Origin of the sequence: Bifidobacterium sp. WCA-178-WT-4B (assembly GCF_009696495.1) — a bacterium.
GTDB lineage: Bacteria > Actinomycetota > Actinomycetes > Actinomycetales > Bifidobacteriaceae > Bifidobacterium > Bifidobacterium infantis.
Map to the genome: position 1 here is coordinate 51,627 of NZ_VULV01000002.1, position 16,826 is coordinate 68,452.

General features: G+C 62.1%; 11 protein-coding genes. 7 read left to right on the forward strand and 4 right to left on the reverse strand.

What is annotated here, in order from left to right; all coding sequences use genetic code 11:
* The first annotated feature begins 29 nt into the window (after nucleotides 1–29).
* From FYJ31_RS02030 to FYJ31_RS02055, 6 genes are all read left to right on the forward strand, one after another.
* On the forward strand, nucleotides 30–3,182 hold the full coding sequence (locus FYJ31_RS02030) for an alpha-mannosidase (RefSeq protein WP_154535842.1): 3,153 nt from the start codon (nucleotides 30–32) through the stop codon (nucleotides 3,180–3,182).
* A 250-nt stretch (nucleotides 3,183–3,432) separates the two neighbouring features.
* The gene (locus FYJ31_RS02035; protein WP_032745275.1) at nucleotides 3,433–5,058 is read left to right on the forward strand and encodes an ABC transporter substrate-binding protein; all 1,626 of its coding nucleotides are present in this window, start codon (nucleotides 3,433–3,435) and stop codon (nucleotides 5,056–5,058) included.
* Between the two features lie 210 nt (nucleotides 5,059–5,268).
* A complete protein-coding gene (locus FYJ31_RS02040) occupies nucleotides 5,269–6,363 on the forward strand; it encodes an ABC transporter permease (protein ID WP_243822170.1) in 1,095 nt (364 codons plus the stop codon).
* A gap of 1 nt (nucleotide 6,364) precedes the next feature.
* Entirely contained in the window at nucleotides 6,365–7,546 is a 1,182-nt protein-coding gene (locus FYJ31_RS02045) for an ABC transporter permease (protein WP_012577243.1), read from the forward strand.
* 5 nt (nucleotides 7,547–7,551) lie between these two features.
* Entirely contained in the window at nucleotides 7,552–9,264 is a 1,713-nt protein-coding gene (locus FYJ31_RS02050; protein WP_014484724.1) for a dipeptide ABC transporter ATP-binding protein, read from the forward strand.
* A gap of 193 nt (nucleotides 9,265–9,457) precedes the next feature.
* Complete coding sequence (locus FYJ31_RS02055; protein ID WP_154535843.1) at nucleotides 9,458–10,579, forward strand: LacI family DNA-binding transcriptional regulator; 1,122 nt, start codon at nucleotides 9,458–9,460, stop codon at nucleotides 10,577–10,579.
* Nucleotides 10,580–10,662: 83 nt separating this feature from the next.
* On the opposite strand, the gene FYJ31_RS02060 is transcribed toward FYJ31_RS02055, so the two are convergent.
* The 4 genes from FYJ31_RS02060 to FYJ31_RS02075 all read right to left on the reverse strand — a co-directional run bounded on the left by FYJ31_RS02060 (nucleotide 10,663) and on the right by FYJ31_RS02075 (nucleotide 15,658).
* A complete protein-coding gene (locus FYJ31_RS02060; protein ID WP_195839410.1) occupies nucleotides 10,663–11,898 on the reverse strand; it encodes an AGE family epimerase/isomerase in 1,236 nt (411 codons plus the stop codon).
* A 66-nt stretch (nucleotides 11,899–11,964) separates the two neighbouring features.
* The gene (locus FYJ31_RS02065) at nucleotides 11,965–13,263 is read right to left on the reverse strand and encodes a glycoside hydrolase family 125 protein (RefSeq protein ID WP_032745264.1); all 1,299 of its coding nucleotides are present in this window, start codon (nucleotides 13,261–13,263) and stop codon (nucleotides 11,965–11,967) included.
* A 212-nt stretch (nucleotides 13,264–13,475) separates the two neighbouring features.
* Entirely contained in the window at nucleotides 13,476–14,372 is an 897-nt protein-coding gene (locus FYJ31_RS02070; protein WP_154535845.1) for a carbohydrate kinase family protein, read from the reverse strand.
* Nucleotides 14,373–14,443: 71 nt separating this feature from the next.
* Nucleotides 14,444–15,658, reverse strand: a complete 1,215-nt coding sequence (locus FYJ31_RS02075; protein ID WP_154535846.1) for an ROK family transcriptional regulator — start codon at nucleotides 15,656–15,658, stop codon at nucleotides 14,444–14,446.
* 226 nt (nucleotides 15,659–15,884) lie between these two features.
* On the opposite strand from FYJ31_RS02075, the gene FYJ31_RS02080 reads away from it, so the two are divergent.
* Nucleotides 15,885–16,799, forward strand: coding sequence for an ROK family protein (locus tag FYJ31_RS02080; RefSeq protein WP_032745261.1), 915 nt, complete (start codon nucleotides 15,885–15,887; stop codon nucleotides 16,797–16,799).
* The last annotated feature ends 27 nt before the right edge of the window (nucleotides 16,800–16,826 follow it).

Here is a 16,826-nt window from a genome sequence, read left to right on the forward strand (position 1 = left end):
CCATCAGACACAGCAAAGGAGAACTCTCCATGTTTCTTCTGCCCAATCAGCAGTTGGAGCGCTGCGACCGCGTCATGCAGCAGCGCGTCAAACCGCATATCCACACCACACTTGCCGCATGCACCTTGCGTTCGTTCCACAATCCCGGCGAACCGGTGCCCTCCAGCGAATTTCTAGCCAAAGTGCGCAACGGCCAAGTGCCCTTCGAACCTTTCCGCGTTCCCGGAGTCTGGGGCACCGCATGGGGCACCACATGGTTCGAGGTGAACGGCCACATCGACATGGCGGCGGTCAAAGGACGAAAAGTCGAACTCATGGTAGACCTCGGCTGGCTCGATCACCGCGGCCCCGGATTCCAATCCGAGGGACTTGTCTATCGTGCCGACGGCACCGCCATCAAATCCGCGAACCCACGCAACCACTGGATTCCACTCGTCTACGCGGACGGCAGCAGCACCGTAGAACTCGATGAACATGGCGACTTCACCGTCTATATCGAAGCCGCCGCCAACCCATTCGTCGAAGGCTCCACCCCGTTCTCACCCACCGAACTCGGTGAAGAGGCCACCGGCACCTGTGACTTCCCATACACACTGAGTCGTATGGACGTCACCATCTTCAACGAAGACGTGTTCGCCTACTACATGGATCTGGAAACCGTCTCCTCGCTGATTCGTGAGCTCAAGGACGACGACCCACGCTACTGGCAGCTCGCCAAAGCACTGCAACGCTCCCTGAACATCTACGATGAACGCGACTTGGAAACCGTGTCGGCAGCCCGTGCGGCGCTCGCCGGCGTACTCGCCGAACCGGCCGCCTCCAGCGCAATCAAACACATCGCCATCGGCCACGCCCATATCGATTCCGCCTGGCTGTGGCCGGTGCGCGAAACCCGGCGCAAGGTGGCCCGTACCGTATCCAACGTGCTGGCTTTGATGGACGAAGACCCGGACTTCACGTATGCGATGAGTTCCGCCCAACAGTACGCATGGCTGGAAGAGGAGCATCCCGACCTGTTCGCACGAATGAAGCGGCGCATCGAAGAGGGCCGCTTCATCCCGGTCGGCGGCATGTGGGTGGAATCCGACAACATGATTCCTTCCGGCGAATCATTGGTGCGGCAGATCACGTTCGGCCGCCGATATTTCAAGGAGCATCTCGGCGTCGCGCCGCGCGGCATCTGGCTACCGGACAGTTTCGGCTACACCGGCTCTTGGCCGCAGATCGCCCGCCGTGCAGGATTCGACTGGTTCCTCACGCAGAAGATCTCGTGGAACGACACTACCAAGTTCCCGCACCACTCCTTCATGTGGGAGGGCATCGACGGCACTCGTATTCTCACGCACTTCCCGCCTTCGGATACCTACTGCTCGTGGATGAGCATGCACGAGCTGATGTATTCGCAGCGCAACTTCCTGGACAAGGACCTCTCCCGTAACGCGATTCTGCTGTACGGTTTCGGCGATGGCGGTGGCGGCCCCACCCGTGAGATGACCGCACGCATCCGCCGCGACCATGATCTCGCCGGTGCGCCGAAGATCGAATTCGGTACTCCCGACCAACTGTTCGACCGCGTGCGTAAGGATATCGTCGACGATGCGCAAGGAGAGACCCCGGTGTTCAAGGGCGAACTGTACCTTGAACTGCACCGTGCTACCCTCACCGCCCAGCAGGACATGAAGCGCGGCTGCCGTCAGGAGGAGTCGATGCTGCGTGTCGCCGAATACCTGTGCACCGTGGCCCGCATCAAGAACCCGGACTATGTCTATCCGCGCGAAGAGCTGGACCGCATATGGAAAACGCTGCTCCTGAACCAGTTCCACGACATTCTGCCCGGTTCGGCCATCGCGTGGGTGCATCGTCAGGCGCGGACCGAATACGCGCGTGACATCGCTCGGCTGAACGAGATCGCCCTTGAAGCCGGGCGCGCGATCGCAGCCGTGGAACCCGATGACGCAACCATAACCGACGCCGTAATTGCCCCATATTCCCGCCAGGACTGTGAGGCATGGGCGGTACGCCCGGCTTCGAGCCGAGCCGAAGTGGGAACCGCATCCGTGGCTCGGGTCGCCGTTGCCCATGACGGCGATACGATTGTGCTCGACAACGACCGACTGCACGTGCGCATCGAGGCCGACGGCACCGTTTCGTCGCTCGTCGATCAACGCAACGGCCGCGAACTGGTACCGGCCGGCACCCGATTGGGCCGTTACGAGATGCTCAAGGACGAACCGTCCCACTGGGATGCCTGGGATATTCAACGCGATGCGTTCCTCACCGTCACCACGCTCAGCGAGGCATCGATTGCAAGCGTGGACGAAACCGCCAACGGTGGGGCCGTCGTGCGTGCTGTCACTCGCGCGAAGGGCGTTGAAATTCGTACGGGCATTGCCTTAAGGCCAGGCTCCGCCACACTGGACTTCACCGCCGATGTGGACTGGCATGCCGTCGAACAGTTCCTCAAAGTGGATATGCCGGTCACGGTGCAGGCGGTGAACGCGCAGTACGAATGCCAGTACGGGTTGGTCGAACGTCCGATTAACAAGAACACGCGCAGCGATGATGCCAAATTCGAAAGCTGCACACACCGCTTCGTACGTATCGCCGATGCCGACTATGCCGCCGCTGTGGTCAACGCCTCCACCTACGGCTCCGACGTCAGCCCCATCCACGCCGATGCGGCACATGGCACCGGCCGCGGCACCATGGTGCGGATCTCGCTGCTGTCCGCACCGCTGTACCCCGACCCACGCACCGACCAAGGCGCACACTCCTTCGCGTGGTCTCTGGTCGCTGCCGCCGATATGAATGCGGTGCTGGACGAAGCGGCGCGACTCAACAGCCCCGTAATAGGGGAGTTGCCTGATATGGCGCCGCTGGTCTCGCTCGCCGACGCCACCGGCGTCATCGTATTGGACTGGATCAAGCTCGCCGATGACGGTTCCGACGATCTGATTGTGCGCCTGTACGAGGCCGCCGGTGGCAATGCCGCGGCCGCACTACGCCTTGACGCCGCTCTCGCCGACGCCAAGGCCAGCGTACAGGAGGTGAATCTCATGGAAGAGCCGGAATTGGACACCGAACTGCCGCGCGCGCTCGCCGGCGACGAACCAATGCCCGCCGACGGTGCGGTCGTCTCGTTGGCGCCCTTCCAGCTCGCCACGCTGCGCATTCGCCGGTGACGGCATGTCGGGACCGCGGGGCTGATGGCGAGACGCGACGGTTTGTCTCACCATGCGGCCCCACGGGGCCAGATGTCACAGGAATCCGATAAACCGCTCAATACCGCCGAAAATCAGCCGCCATGCGTCGCGAGTGGAATGAAAGAAGTCCGATTCGGAAACGCACGGTTAACAAACCGGGGCGATAGTCGGCGGAAAGGCCGTGTCCACAGCACAGGCGCGGCGATGCCATTACAGAGAGAGGACTCCCGTGCATTCCAAGAAGATTCTGGCCGCCATCGCTTCCGTGGCCGCCATCGCGTCCCTCGCCGCATGCGGCGGCGTGAAGGATGATGCCGCCACGGCCGGCGGCAGCTCCGCCGTCACCATCGGCACCACCGACAAGATCACCAGCCTCGATCCGGCCGGATCCTACGACAACGGCTCCTACGCCGTGCAGATTCAGGTGTTCCCGTTCCTGTACGCCCAGAACTACAACACCTCCGAACTGTCTGCCGACATCGCCGCCGACAACGGCACCTGGAACGCGGACGGCACCCAGTTCACCGTCAAACTCAAGAAGGGTCTGAAATTCGCCAACGGCAATGACCTGACCGCCTCCGACGTGAAGTTCTCCTACGATCGCGTCAAGAAGATCAACGACGAGAACGGGCCGAGTTCGCTGCTGGCCAACATCACCGACGTCAAGGCCGTGGACGACACCACCGTGGTGTTCACCGACGCCGTGCCTTTCGACGTGACCCTGAAGCAGGTCATGAGCTCCCCGGCCGGTCCGATCGTCGACGAGGACTCCTTCGCCGCCGACAAGCTGACCGACGCCGACACCATCGTGTCCAAGAAGGCCTTCGCCGGCCCCTACTCGTTGACCTCCTTCAAACTCAACGAGACGGCCGCCTACGAGAAGAACGCCGACTATCAAGGCCTGACCCCCGCCAAGAACGCCGCGGTGCAGGTCAAGTACTTCGCCGACGCCTCCAACCTGAAGATGGCCGTGCAGCAGGGGCAGGTCGATGTCGCCTACCGCTCCCTGACCCCGACCGACATCGAGGACCTGTCCAAGGACTCCAAGCTGCAGGTCATCAAGGGACCGGGCGGCGAGGAGCGTCTGCTCGTCTTCAACATGAAGATCCAGCCCTTCGGCGAATCCCAGCCCAACGCCGACGCCAACAAGGCCAAGGCGGTGCGCCAGGCCGTCGCCAACCTGATCGACCGTGACGAACTGGCCACCAAGGTCTACAAGAAGACCTACACCCCGATGTACTCCTACATCCCCGATGGCCTTGCCGGCCACGAGGACACGTTGAAGGCCGCCTACGGCGAGAACGGCAAGCCTTCCGTCGACAAGGCCAGGAAGGTGCTCAAGGACGCCGGCGTGACCACTCCGGTCGACCTGAAACTGCAGTACAACGGCGACCATTACGGTTCCTCCTCCGCCGACGAGTACGCCGCGATCAAGTCCCAGCTCGAGGAGGGCGGCCTATTCTCCGTCGACCTGCAGCAGACCGAATGGACTCAGTACAACAAGGACCGTGTGGTCACCAAGGATTCCGATGGCGCATACCCGGTCTACCAGCTCGGCTGGTTCCCGGACTACTCCGATCCGGACAACTACCTTTCCCCGTTCTTCCGCGACGGCAACTTCGTGAACAACGGATACTCCAACAAGGAGATCAACGACCTCATCGTCAAGCAGGCCGTCCAAACCGACGAGAACGCCCGAGCCGAGACCCTGAAGCAGATTCAGCGGCTTGAAACCGACGATCTGTCCACCATCCCGCTGCTGCAGGGTGCTCAGACCGCCGTCGCCGGCTCGAACGTGAAGGGCGTCGTGCTTGACGCATCCTTCCGCTTCCGCTACTCCTCCGTCACCAAGTGACCTGCATGCTCCCCGACGGGAGCCATCCGCCGCAAGGCGGGAGAAGGGAGAGCGCGCGTAACGGGCATTCGCCCGGCGCGTCTCTCCCTTCCGGCGTTGCGTCCCACCTCCCCGCATAGGGAAGGTGCGTGTCGTGACGCGACTTTGTCATCGCCTCCCGTGCCGGGAGGAACAATCGTTTCCATTGGCCTTTACCGTAAGGAGCGCCGCGTGTCCAACACAGCAGCTCCGGCCGCCGTACCTGATGCGGCGAAGCCGAAACAAGCCAAAAAGAACCGACTGTCGGGTGGATTCTTCCGTTTCGTCCTCACTCGGTTCCTTTTGATCATTCCCACCGTCTTCATTCTCGTCACCATCGTTTTCTTCGTGATGCGCGCCACCGGTGACCCGATCTCCGCCGCGATGGGCGGACGGCTGACCCCCGAGGAGCTGCAGCGACGCATCCACGCCGCCGGTTACGACCGGCCTCTGATCGTGCAATACGCCGATTATCTGGGTGACCTGCTGCATGGCGACCTCGGCACCACGCTGACCGACAACCAGCCGGTGAGCGCCATCCTCGCCCACTATGGCGCCGCGACCTTTGAACTGGCCTTCCTCGCGCTGATCGTCGCGCTGATCGTCGGCATCGGTCTGGGGCGTCTTGCCGCACGCCGGCGCGACCGCGCGGCTGATGCCGGTATCCGCACCTTCGCAATCCTGTGCTACGCCACGCCGGTCTTCTTCCTTGGCCTGGTCCTGAAACTGATCTTCGCCATCTGGCTGAACGTGCTTCCCGCTTCCGGCCGATCGTCATTGGCGTCCGAGATGCAGTTCTCGAGACTGATCTCGCCCACCGGCTTCTACATCATCGACGCCCTGCAGCTGGGCAACATGACCGTGCTCGCCGACGTGCTGCGCCACGCCGTGCTTCCCGCGTTGGCGTTGGGCCTGCTGACCGCAGGCGTGTTCATCCGTCTGGTGCGAACCAACGTGATCTCCACGTTCAACGCAGGCTATGTCGAGGCCGCCCGTTCTCGTGGCGTGAGCGAGAAGCGCCTGTTGAACACGCATGCTTGGAAGCCGGCGCTGATTCCGATCATCACCGTCATGGGCATGCAGATCGCCCTGATGCTCGCCGGCGCGGTGCTTACCGAAACGACCTTCGAGTGGAAAGGGCTGGGCTTCATGCTGTCCCAATATCTGAAAGCCCGTGACTTCGTGGCCGTGCAGGGCATCGTGATCCTGATCGCCGTCATCGTGGCCGTCGTCAACTTCGTCGTCGACGTGATCGCCGCGCTCATCGACCCGAGAGTGAGGTACTGACGTGTCCAACGCATCCGCAAACAAAGTCACCGTGCCGGGCGACGAACGCCTGAACAAGCTCAACGTCAACGCCGGCGCGCCGTTGTGGTCCAAGATCCCGATCATCAAGGAGCTGCGCGTCGCGGTCGGATGGCAGAAAGCCATGCTGGTCACCGGCCTGTCGCTGACCGCCTTCTTCCTGCTGGTGGCCGTCTTCGCGCCGCTGATCGCCCCCTACGGCCATGCGCAGATCAAGGACGCCAACGGCGTCTCCTTCCCGGCGCAGGCCGCCCCCAGCGCCGAACACATCTGGGGCACCACCGCCGGTGGCTTCGACGTGTTCTCCCGTGTGGTGTGGGGCGCGCGCACCGCCGTGATCGCCATCGTCGTGGCCGTGCTGCTTTCCATCTTCGCCGGCGTGATGCTGGGCCTGGTCTCGGGCTATTTCGGTGGCTGGGTGGACCGTGTGTTGGTGATGATCGCCGACGCCGTCTACTCCTTCCCCTCGCTGTTGCTCGCCATTTTGATGGCCATCATGATCTCCCACGGGCAGTCCGGCCTGTGGAGCGGCATCCTGGCTTCGGGCATTTCGATCACCGTGGTCTACGTTCCGCAGTACTTCCGTACGATTCGCGCCGAGGTGATCCGCATCAAGGAATCCGCCTATGTGGAATCGGCCCGTGTGGTCGGCGCCTCCACCTGGCGGATCATGACCAAGCACCTGCTCAAGAACTCCACCCGCACGTTGCCGGTGATTCTGACGCTGAACTCGTCCGAAGCCATCCTGACCCTCGCCGGTCTGGGCTTCCTGGGCTTCGGCATCGAGCCGACGGCCGCGGCCGAATGGGGGTATGACCTGAACCGCTCCGTCTCCGACGTGACCGCCGGCATCTGGTGGACCGCGGTGTTCCCGGGCATGGCCATCGTGCTGATCGTGCTTGGCATCACGCTGGTGGGCGAATCCCTCAACGACCTTGCCGACCCGCGCCTGCGCGCGCGCAAGTCCGCCGGCGAAGTGGTGGGATCCATCGAAGACACCTCCGTGGATCCCACCGAGAAACCCTCCGTGCGCAATGAAGTGATCGCCGAATTGGATTCCAACGTCAATCCGCCGTCCACCGTCATCGATCACGACCCGGACTTCACCGCATCCGAGTGGACCGGCGAAGGCACCGTCGCGCCGGCGACCAAGGGCAAGGAATGAGCATTATGAGTGAACAGCGTCAACATAATCTGGCCGACATCAAGGATCTGTCCGTCTCCTTCATGACCGATGCGGGCTCCATCAAAGCCGTAGAGAACGTGAATTTCACGATCCCACGTAAAACCGTGGTCGGCGTGGTCGGCGAATCCGGCTCCGGCAAATCCGTGACCGCCCGCTCCATCATCAAACTGTTGCCGGAAACCGCCACCACGTCGGGAGCGGTGTACCTTTCCCGGCGTGACGGCTCCGATGGCCTGGACGTGCTCTCGCTTTCCGGCGAACAGCTGCGCGACATGCGTGGATCCGAAGCCGCGATGGTCTTTCAGGAGCCGAACTCGGTGCTCAACCCGGTGTACACGATCGGATGGCAGATCGAGGAGGGCCTGCGCGCCCACGGGCTGAAGGACAGGAAGAAGCTGCGCGCCAAAGCCGTCGACATCCTGAACAAGGTCGGCATCCCCGACGCCGAGACCCGCGTGGATTATTACCCCCATCAGTTCTCCGGCGGTCAGAAGCAGCGCATCGTCATCGCCATGGCGTTGGTGCTCAACCCCGGCCTCATCCTGGCCGACGAGCCCACCACCGCTCTGGACGTGACGGTCCAGGCCGAGATTCTCGACCTACTTCGTCTGGCGCGAGACGAATTCGATGCGTCCGTGCTCATCATCACCCACAACATGGGCGTGATCGCCGACATCGCCGACCAGGTGGTGGTGATGTACCGTGGACACGTGGTCGAACAAGGCACCGTGGAGCAGGTGTTCTACGACCCGAAGAACGACTACACCAAGCGCCTCCTGGGCGCGGTGCCGCGTGTCGGCCAGAAGCTGGTCGTGCGCGATCCGGACGGTCGCGTGATCGAACGCAAATCCGATTGGCGCGAGCAGCCGGTGGCCGTCGAGGCCAAGGGATTGACGATCACGTATCCCGGGCATCTGATGCAACCCGATTTCAAGGCCGTGGACGGCGTGGACTTCACGATTCACCGTTCCGAAGTGCTCGGCCTGGTGGGTGAATCCGGTTCCGGCAAATCCACCACCGGTCGCGCCATCGCCGGCCTGCAGAAAGTGTCCGGCGGGTCATTGAACGTGCTTGGCGTGGAGATGAACGGTGTCAGGGAGCGGGACTTCAAACCCAAGCGCGCCGACATCGGCTTCGTGTTCCAGGATCCCGGCTCCTCGTTCAACCCGTTGATGACCATTGCGGAAAACGTGGCCGAACCGCTGATCGTGCACAGGAAGTATGGTTCGGTGGCCGAGGCTAGGGACTATGTGGGAGATCTGTTGGAGATGGTGCAGTTGCCGCGCGCCTACATGAACCGTTTCCCCCACGAGCTTTCCGGCGGGCAGCGTCAGCGCGCCTCGCTGGCGCGGGGCCTGGCCCTGAAGCCCTCCCTGCTGATCGCGGACGAGCCGACATCGGCTTTGGACGTGTCGGTTCAGGCCAAGGTGCTGGAGCTGTTCAAGCGGCTGCAGGCGGAGATCGGCTTCGCCTGCCTGTTCATCACCCACGATCTGGCGGTGGTGGATATGCTCGCCGACCGCGTCATGGTGATGCATAAGGGGCGGATCGTGGAGCATGGCGACGCCGATCAGATCATGCGGCATCCGCGCAACGCCTACACGCAGAAGCTGTTGGCCTCCCTGCCGGTGCCCGATCCGCGCGAGCAGAGGCTGCACCGCGCGCATCTTCACGAACTGCTCGCCAGCGGAAAGTAACGAGTCACCCCGCACGGCGGCATGGTGTGCTTCGTCCATACGGCGAGGACGTCGAGGCTTGCTTCGCCCGCGAACCCACACTCATGGTTGTCCGCTTCGGACATCCGGCGCGACAATCGGGGTGTGGTGCGCGGCGGGAAGCATAATGTGTTGTAGCGTGGTATTCGCATCGTGGCTGCAAGGAGGAGTATTCATGGGACCTGCTCGCGGGGCGTCATCGCCGGTGTCTACAGGTGCGCAGCGTGTGAGCTTGAAGGACATCGCGGACGAGCTGGGCATTTCGCAGACCGCGGTGTCCTTTGCCATCAACGACCGGCCCGGCGTCTCCGAGCAGACCAGGCGGCGGGTCAAACAGGTCGCGGCGGAACTCGGATGGACGCCGGTCTACGCCGCGCAGGCGTTGGGTTCATCGAGAACCATGACCATAGGCTTCGCGCCCGCGCGATCCGTGCAGGGACTCACCGATGAAACCTTCATGCTGCATTTCATGGCCGGCGTGCATACCTCGCTCAGTCCCAAGGGATACGGTCTATTGTACCGACCATGCCGATCGTTGAACGAGGAGATGAGCGTCTATCGGGGCTGGGCGTCGAGCAAGCGCGTGGATGGCGTGATTCTGGTCGACCTGCGGGCCGATGATCCGCGGCCCGCGCTGTTGAGGGAGTTGGGGGTCCGCGCGGTGTTGGCGGGCGGACCCGATCCGAATGATTACGTTCCCTCCCTGTCCATCGATGATTCGCGCACCATGGGCACCGTGCTCGAACATCTGTCGTCGTTGGGGCATCGCCGGATCGCCTACCTTTCCGGCGACGCCAATCTGGATTATTCCCAGGGGCGTGTGGCGGCGTTCCGCTCGTTCGCCAAGAGACGCAGACTGGAGTCCATCGCCATCGAGTTCACGAATTTCGCCGCCGAACGGGCCGTGACGCTGACGATGGGGATGTTGCGCTCGCCGCAGCCGCCCACCGCGTTCATCTATGAGACGGAGATTCTTGCGGCGGCGAGTCTGCATGCCATGGCCAAAGCCTATGCCACCTGTGCCGCCACCATTGGGCGATCGGCGTCGGGGGAGGGGCGGTTCGCGGCATATCCCAGCGGATTGCCCGCCATCGTCAGTTTCGAGGACAGCTTCATCTGCGAGACGGCGTATCCGTCGATCACTTCGGTGCACCGCGATGCCGGCGAATACGGCGTCAAAGTGGCGAGGCTGTTGCTCAAGGTGCTTGCCGGCGAGCAGGTGGGTGGCAATAGGCGGATTCTCACCCCGAAACTGGTGGTCAGAGACAGTACGTCCGAACCAGTGGATCCGTCATGACGCGGGCGGGGCGCATCACGGGACGATGTGCCGTGATGCGCCCCGCGTCAGCGATTGCCGGCGTGAGGACGCCACGGCGATGGTCACGCCGCGTTTCTGACCGCGGTGGCGATGGAGACGGCCGGGTCGAGGAATGCGATCAGCGTGGACTGGAACGCATGGTACAGGTCGGACTTGCCCGGCCAGACCGTGCCGATCACGCGATTGTCGCCGTCAAGCTGGTGGAACCATGATCCGCCTTCGTGGTCGATGACGTGCTCGTCGACGTAGCGGGCAAACGTGGCGTACCAGTTGGCGTATCGTGCCTCGCCGGTGGCAGCGTGCAGCGTGGCGGCGGTGTTCAACGATTCGGCGGCCGTCCAATGCATGCGGTCAGTGACCACCGGTGTGCCGTTCCAGTCGGTCGTATAGACGAGCCCCTCCGCGCCGTCCGCGTTCCACGCATCGTCCACCGCCCGCGCAAACAGGTGCTCGGCGGCGTCGATGTAGGGCCGCGCGCCGTCTCGGTTGGCGAAGGAGCTCAGCGCCCACTGCACGATGAGGCGCGCCCATTCGATGCCATGGCCCGGCGTGGCGCCATACGGTTTGAACTGGTCGTCCTTCTTGTCGGCGTTGCATTCGAGGTCCAACGACCAGTCGGATTTGAAATGCTCGGGGATGCGCCACCGGTTGTGTGCCGCCCATTCGATGACGTGGTCGATGATGCGGCCGGCGCGGACGCGATAGGTGTTGTTCCCGGTGGCGTCGGCCACGGCCAGGAATGCCTCGGTGGTGTGCATGTTGGCGTTGAGACCACGGTACGGGTCGAGCTCGGTGAATTCGGTGTTCCAGGTATCGACGGCCAGACCGATCTTGTCGTCCCAGAAATGCTCGTCATATGTGTCGAGCGCCTCGTCGAGCAGTTCCTTGGCCCCGGGCCGTCCGGCCAGCAGGGCGGAGGATGCGGCGAGTATCACGAAGGCGTGCGCGTAGCAGATCTTGCCCGGCACGTGGGTGCCGTCCTCGAACACCTGCGCATACCAACCGCCATGTTCGTCGTCATGCAGGATGCCGGTCAGGCCTCGTAGCGCCTTGTCGACCAGCTCCCCGGCGCCCGGATATCCGAGCATGTCGCCAATCGAATACACATGGGCCATACGGCTGGTGATCCACGTTTCGACGCCGTGGGATGGGTCAAGGGTGCCGTCGGCGTTCAGCCAGCCGGAACCGCCGTTCGGCGCTGGGAAGCCTTTGCCGAACTTCAGCAGCTCGTAGGTTTCGGAAGCCATGAAAATACGGTTGGCTTCGGTGCCGAGCGTATACCGTGGGTTATTGGTCATAATGATTGTTCCTTTCCGTAACGAGAACATGCGGTGGGTGCGCAATGAACATTCAGCGGACACGTCTTAGTGTTTCACGTGAATGTCGAAATAGTCCATGACCAGTTCGCAAAACATCATATTCGACCAGCTGAACCATTCGCGCGTGTACTTGGTCGGATCGTCCACGTCGATGCCTTCGTGCATGAGATGTGTACCGGCGTCGGTGGTTACAAGACGGTCGAGGATATGCGCCTTGAAGTCCTTGTTGTCACTGGTCATTGCCTCGATAGACAGGGCGATGGGCCACACATAGCGCGGCGGGGTGTGCGGTGAGCCGATGCCCTTGAGATACTTGCCCTCGTAGTAGTACGGGTTTTCGTCGCTGAGCAGCGTACGTCGGGTTGCCAGATATGTCGGATCGTCCGGTGCACAGTACCCCAAGTAAGGGGCCGCCATCAAGGAGGGCACATTGCTGTCGTCCATGACATTGACGTGACCCAGGCCGTCGGTCTCGAACGCGTAAATCGTCTCTCCATTGCGGTTCGTCGTCTTGGCGTGGTTTTCGATGCCTTCGGTGATGGTGCGGCGCAGCTCGCCAGCGCGTGCGGCGATATCGGCGTCATCCAGAATCTCACCGCCGAAGATGCGTTCCAGATAGCCCATCACCACAGCGGCGAACATGTTTGAGGGCACCAGATAGTGGTAGGTGCAGGCGTCATCGCTGGGGCGGAATCCGGACCAGGTCATGCCGGTGTACGCCGCCGGCGTACCCTTGCCGTTATTGCTCAGCGATTCGGTGGGGATGTCCGTGTCACGGATGAAGAAATACGGGGAGCGTTCATGATGCTGCTCGGTCTCGAAGACGTCAAGAATCTTCTTGACGCCGGCGATGAATTCGGCATCGAAATGACCGGTGTTGCCGGTGTTCGCATACAGCATCCAAGCCAACTGGACGGGGTAGCACAGCGAATCCACCTCGTACTTGCGCTCCCACAGCCAAGGGCTGGAGAAGTCGGACTGATCGTCTTTGTCCCAGGAAGCACCATTCGGCTCCTCGTTGAAGGCATTCGCATACGGGTCGATGGTGATGTAGCGGAACTGTTGCCGTATCAGACCGGCGATTAGGCTCGCGATATCGCTGTCTTCGACGGCAAGGGCCAGATACGGGCGCAATTGCGCGGTCGAATCACGCAGCCACATGGCCGGGATATCGCCGGTGAGCAGGAATGTGGTGCCGTCGTCATGCCGTTTGACCGTGGTGGTCAGGGTGTTGGCAAAGCAGGCGTTGAAGTTCTCGGCCCAGGCGGCGTGTTCGGTGCCGCACAGGTCCGTGATGTGCTGCATGAAATCCGAGACCGACTTCGGTATCGCGGTGGTCGCCATAAATTTAACTTCTTTGTTTTGGGGGATATGCATATCAAGGGAACAGCATTATTCTAAACCGCTTTAGTTCATGACACGCGAAAGTACGTGAAGAGCATGAGTGTGAGCGCACCATATGAAAAACCGGTGAGATTTCCTGTTCGGAGAATCTCACCGGTTGCGATCAGTCGATTCGTGAAGTCGCACGAATGGCGGATAAGGGGATGGGTGGATTACTTGCCGATTCCAGCCAGATAGTCGGGCATCTCGGCCGGGTAATCGGGCCAGGCGCCGGCCTGGGTGCAGACGTAGGCGGCGGTGTTGACGGCCTTGCGGTGGGCTTCTGCCAGCGTGTCGCCCAGCAGGATGCGGGCGGTGAAGGTGCCGGAGAAGGAGTCACCCGCACCCACGGTGTCGTTCACCTCGACGTGCGGGGTGTCCAGCGTGGAGACCTCGCCCTTGCGGGAGATGATGGTGGAGTAGGCGGAGCCGGCGGTCAGGATCACGTAGTCGAGGCCGAATTCCTCGATGAACCAGCGGGAGGCATCTTCGCCGGAGGTGCCGCGGATGTCGAACATGTCGCGCAGCAGCAGGAGCTCCTCGTCGTTGATCTTGAAGACGGTGGCCGCCTTGAGGAGTTCCTCGATGAGGTCCTTGGAGTAGTGGTCGCCACGCAGGTTGATGTCGAAGAACTTCATCGCGCCCGGCTTGGTGTGCTTGAGCAGCTCCGTGATGGTGGCGTGCGATTCGGGGGAGCGCAGGGCCAGGGTGCCGAAGCAGACGGCGTCGGCCTTGGAGACCACGTCGATGAGCTGGCGGGTGTACAGGATGTGATCCCAAGCCACGCCCTTGACGATGGTGTACTCCGGGATGCCGTTCTTCAGCGCGACTTCGACGGTGGAGGTCGGCCAGGCGTTGCGCTGGATGACGGTGTTGATGCCGGCCTCGTTGGCCTTGGCAATCAGTTCGTCGCCGAGTTCATCCTCGCCGACCGCGCTGATGGCCCAGCCTTCGGTGCCGTTCTTCATCGCGTGGTAGGCGAAGTTGACGGGGGCGCCACCGGCTCGTTTGCCGCCCGGCAGCATATCCCACAGCAGTTCACCGAGGCTCAGAACGATCGGGGTAGTCATGGTTGGTTCCTTTCCTTTGTTTCCTTTATCGGGTGTTTCGTATGGAAAATCTTGTGATGTCGGCGTTTGTTTTAGGAGACATCGAAGAATACCGAGGGGTGTTCGAGGAATTGGGTCACCGCCACTGCTGCGGCACCGGAGACCGCCGCGTCGGCGGACAGGGTGGATAGGCTGATGGAAGTGGAGGCATTGATTTCGGGGATGGCCCGTTCGGCCACCGTGGCGCGCACCTCATCGAGCAGTATCGGGCCGGCTTCGGCCACGATGTCGCCGATGATGATGTGCTCGGGATTGTATCCGTTGAAGATGGTGACGCATCCGTAGCCGACGTATCGGGCGACTTCGCGGACAATGGCGATTGCCGCTTCGTCGCCGTCGCCAGCTTTGGCGAACAGGGCGCGGGCGGCTGCGGTGTTGGTCATATCGGCCGCGCCGGGAACCACGGTGCCATCGGCGATGAGCATGTCGTGAATGGCGGGGGTGGAGCAGTAGCGTTCAAGGCAGCCGACGTTGCCGCAATCGCAGGGGCGGCCGTTGACGTCGATGGAGATGTGTCCGATTTCGGTGGCGGCACCGAGGAAGCCGTTGATGAGGCGACCGTTGTCGATGACGCCGAGGCCCACGCCTTCGCCGACCAGATAATAGGCGAGGTTGCCGTCGGCGTGCACCGACGGGTCGAAGAGATAATGTGCGAGGGCGCCGGCGCGGGCGTCCTGTTCGATGAACACAGGCACGCGGAAAGCGGTGGCGAATTCGTCGATGAAGTTGATTTTGCGCCAGCCCTGCATGCTGGACACCACGGCGGTGCGGCCTACGTTACGCAGGTAGGGGCCGGGCACCGCCATGCCGATGGCCACGATGGACGGGTCGTTGTCGAGCAGTTGTTCGACGCGCTGGTGGATGGTGACGATGGTGTCGTTGATGGTGTTGTCGTACACCGTGGGCAGGTTTTCGAAGCTCAGGGTGTTGCCGCACAGGTCGAACACGCCGATCTGCACCAGCGAGCGGGCGAATTTGATGCCGATGATGCGGAACCGCGTGGTGTCGAGTTTGAGACCGATGGAACGGCGGTTCTTGGAACCTTCCAAATCGCCGGTCTCTTCAATCATGCCGGCCTCGATAAGGCGTGCGGTGATTTTGGTGATGGCCGCGGGGGTGAGTTCCAGTGCCTTGGCGATTTGCGCGCGGGAGCTGATGCCGTTTTGATACAGGTGCTTGACGATGCGGGAGCGGTTGGATTCGGAGACACTGGCCTGGGAAGTGGCATGGGCGGTGTTTGTTGCCATCGGTCTTAAGTCCTCCTTGTCTGCACCGCTGCGAATTGTTCCGCTCGTCTTTGAATCTGAACTTGATTAAGATATTAACGCTGTTAATTAATTGACGCAATCAATATGTCATTCGGCGTGTCGTGTATGTGAGTGTCGCCTTGGGTGAATTTGTTAAGATAGTTGTCAATAGTCGGATGCACACTTATACTAAGCGAAACGTTCGATGAAGAACAGGGGAGGGCTGATGGCCGAAAACATTATGAACAATCTCAGAATCGGTGTTGACGTGGGCGGAACAAAAATCGAAGCTGTGCTGGTTGACGCAATGGGCACGGTATTGGGTTCCGCCCGCATTCCCGCCAGACATGGCAACGATGCCGTGATCGAAGACATCGTCGCTGTGGCACATCAGGCGGCGGGTGAGCGTTTTGACGAGGTGGGCGCCATCGGCATCGGCACTCCTGGCACGGTGGATTCAGCCAGCGGGCATGTGGGCAATATCGTGAATCTCGACGTGGTCTCGCTGGACATGGGGCCGTTGGTCTCGCAGCGTTCGGGCGTGCAGGCCCATGTGGAAAACGACGTCAACGCCGCCGCCGTCGGTGCGGCCACCGTGTTGGGCGGTGCGGATGGCATGGCCGGTACCATTGCGTTCCTGAACTTCGGCACCGGACTGGCTGCGGGCATTGTCCAAAACGGCGTGCTGATGCATGGCTATAGCGGTGCGGCCGGCGAAATCGGCCATATCCCAGTCGAACCTCATCGCCTCAAGTGCCCTTGCGGGCAATACGGATGCTTGGAAACCGTCTGCTCGGGCGCATCCGTGGGGCGTCTGTGGCCCAACGCCGACCCGCCGATGCCCGACCTGATTCGTCGCGCGAAAAAGCGGGAGGCCGAGGCCGTCGATGTGCTGGACATGGTAGTGCGCGCCATCGGCGACACTATACAGATTCTGGCCCAATCCGTTGATCCGCGGCTGATTATCTTGGGCGGCGGCATGGCCAAGACCGGCGAACCGTTGGTCGAGGTGATCACGGCTGAGCTGCGCCGGCGCGAATCGCAATGCCGATTCCTCGAAACGCTGGACCTGCCGGCCCGGCTGCGTCTGGCACCCGTCGGCCAACCGGTCGGAGCCATCGGTGCCGCCATGGCGGCGTAGCACTGGCATAGTGCCGGGGTATGGAAG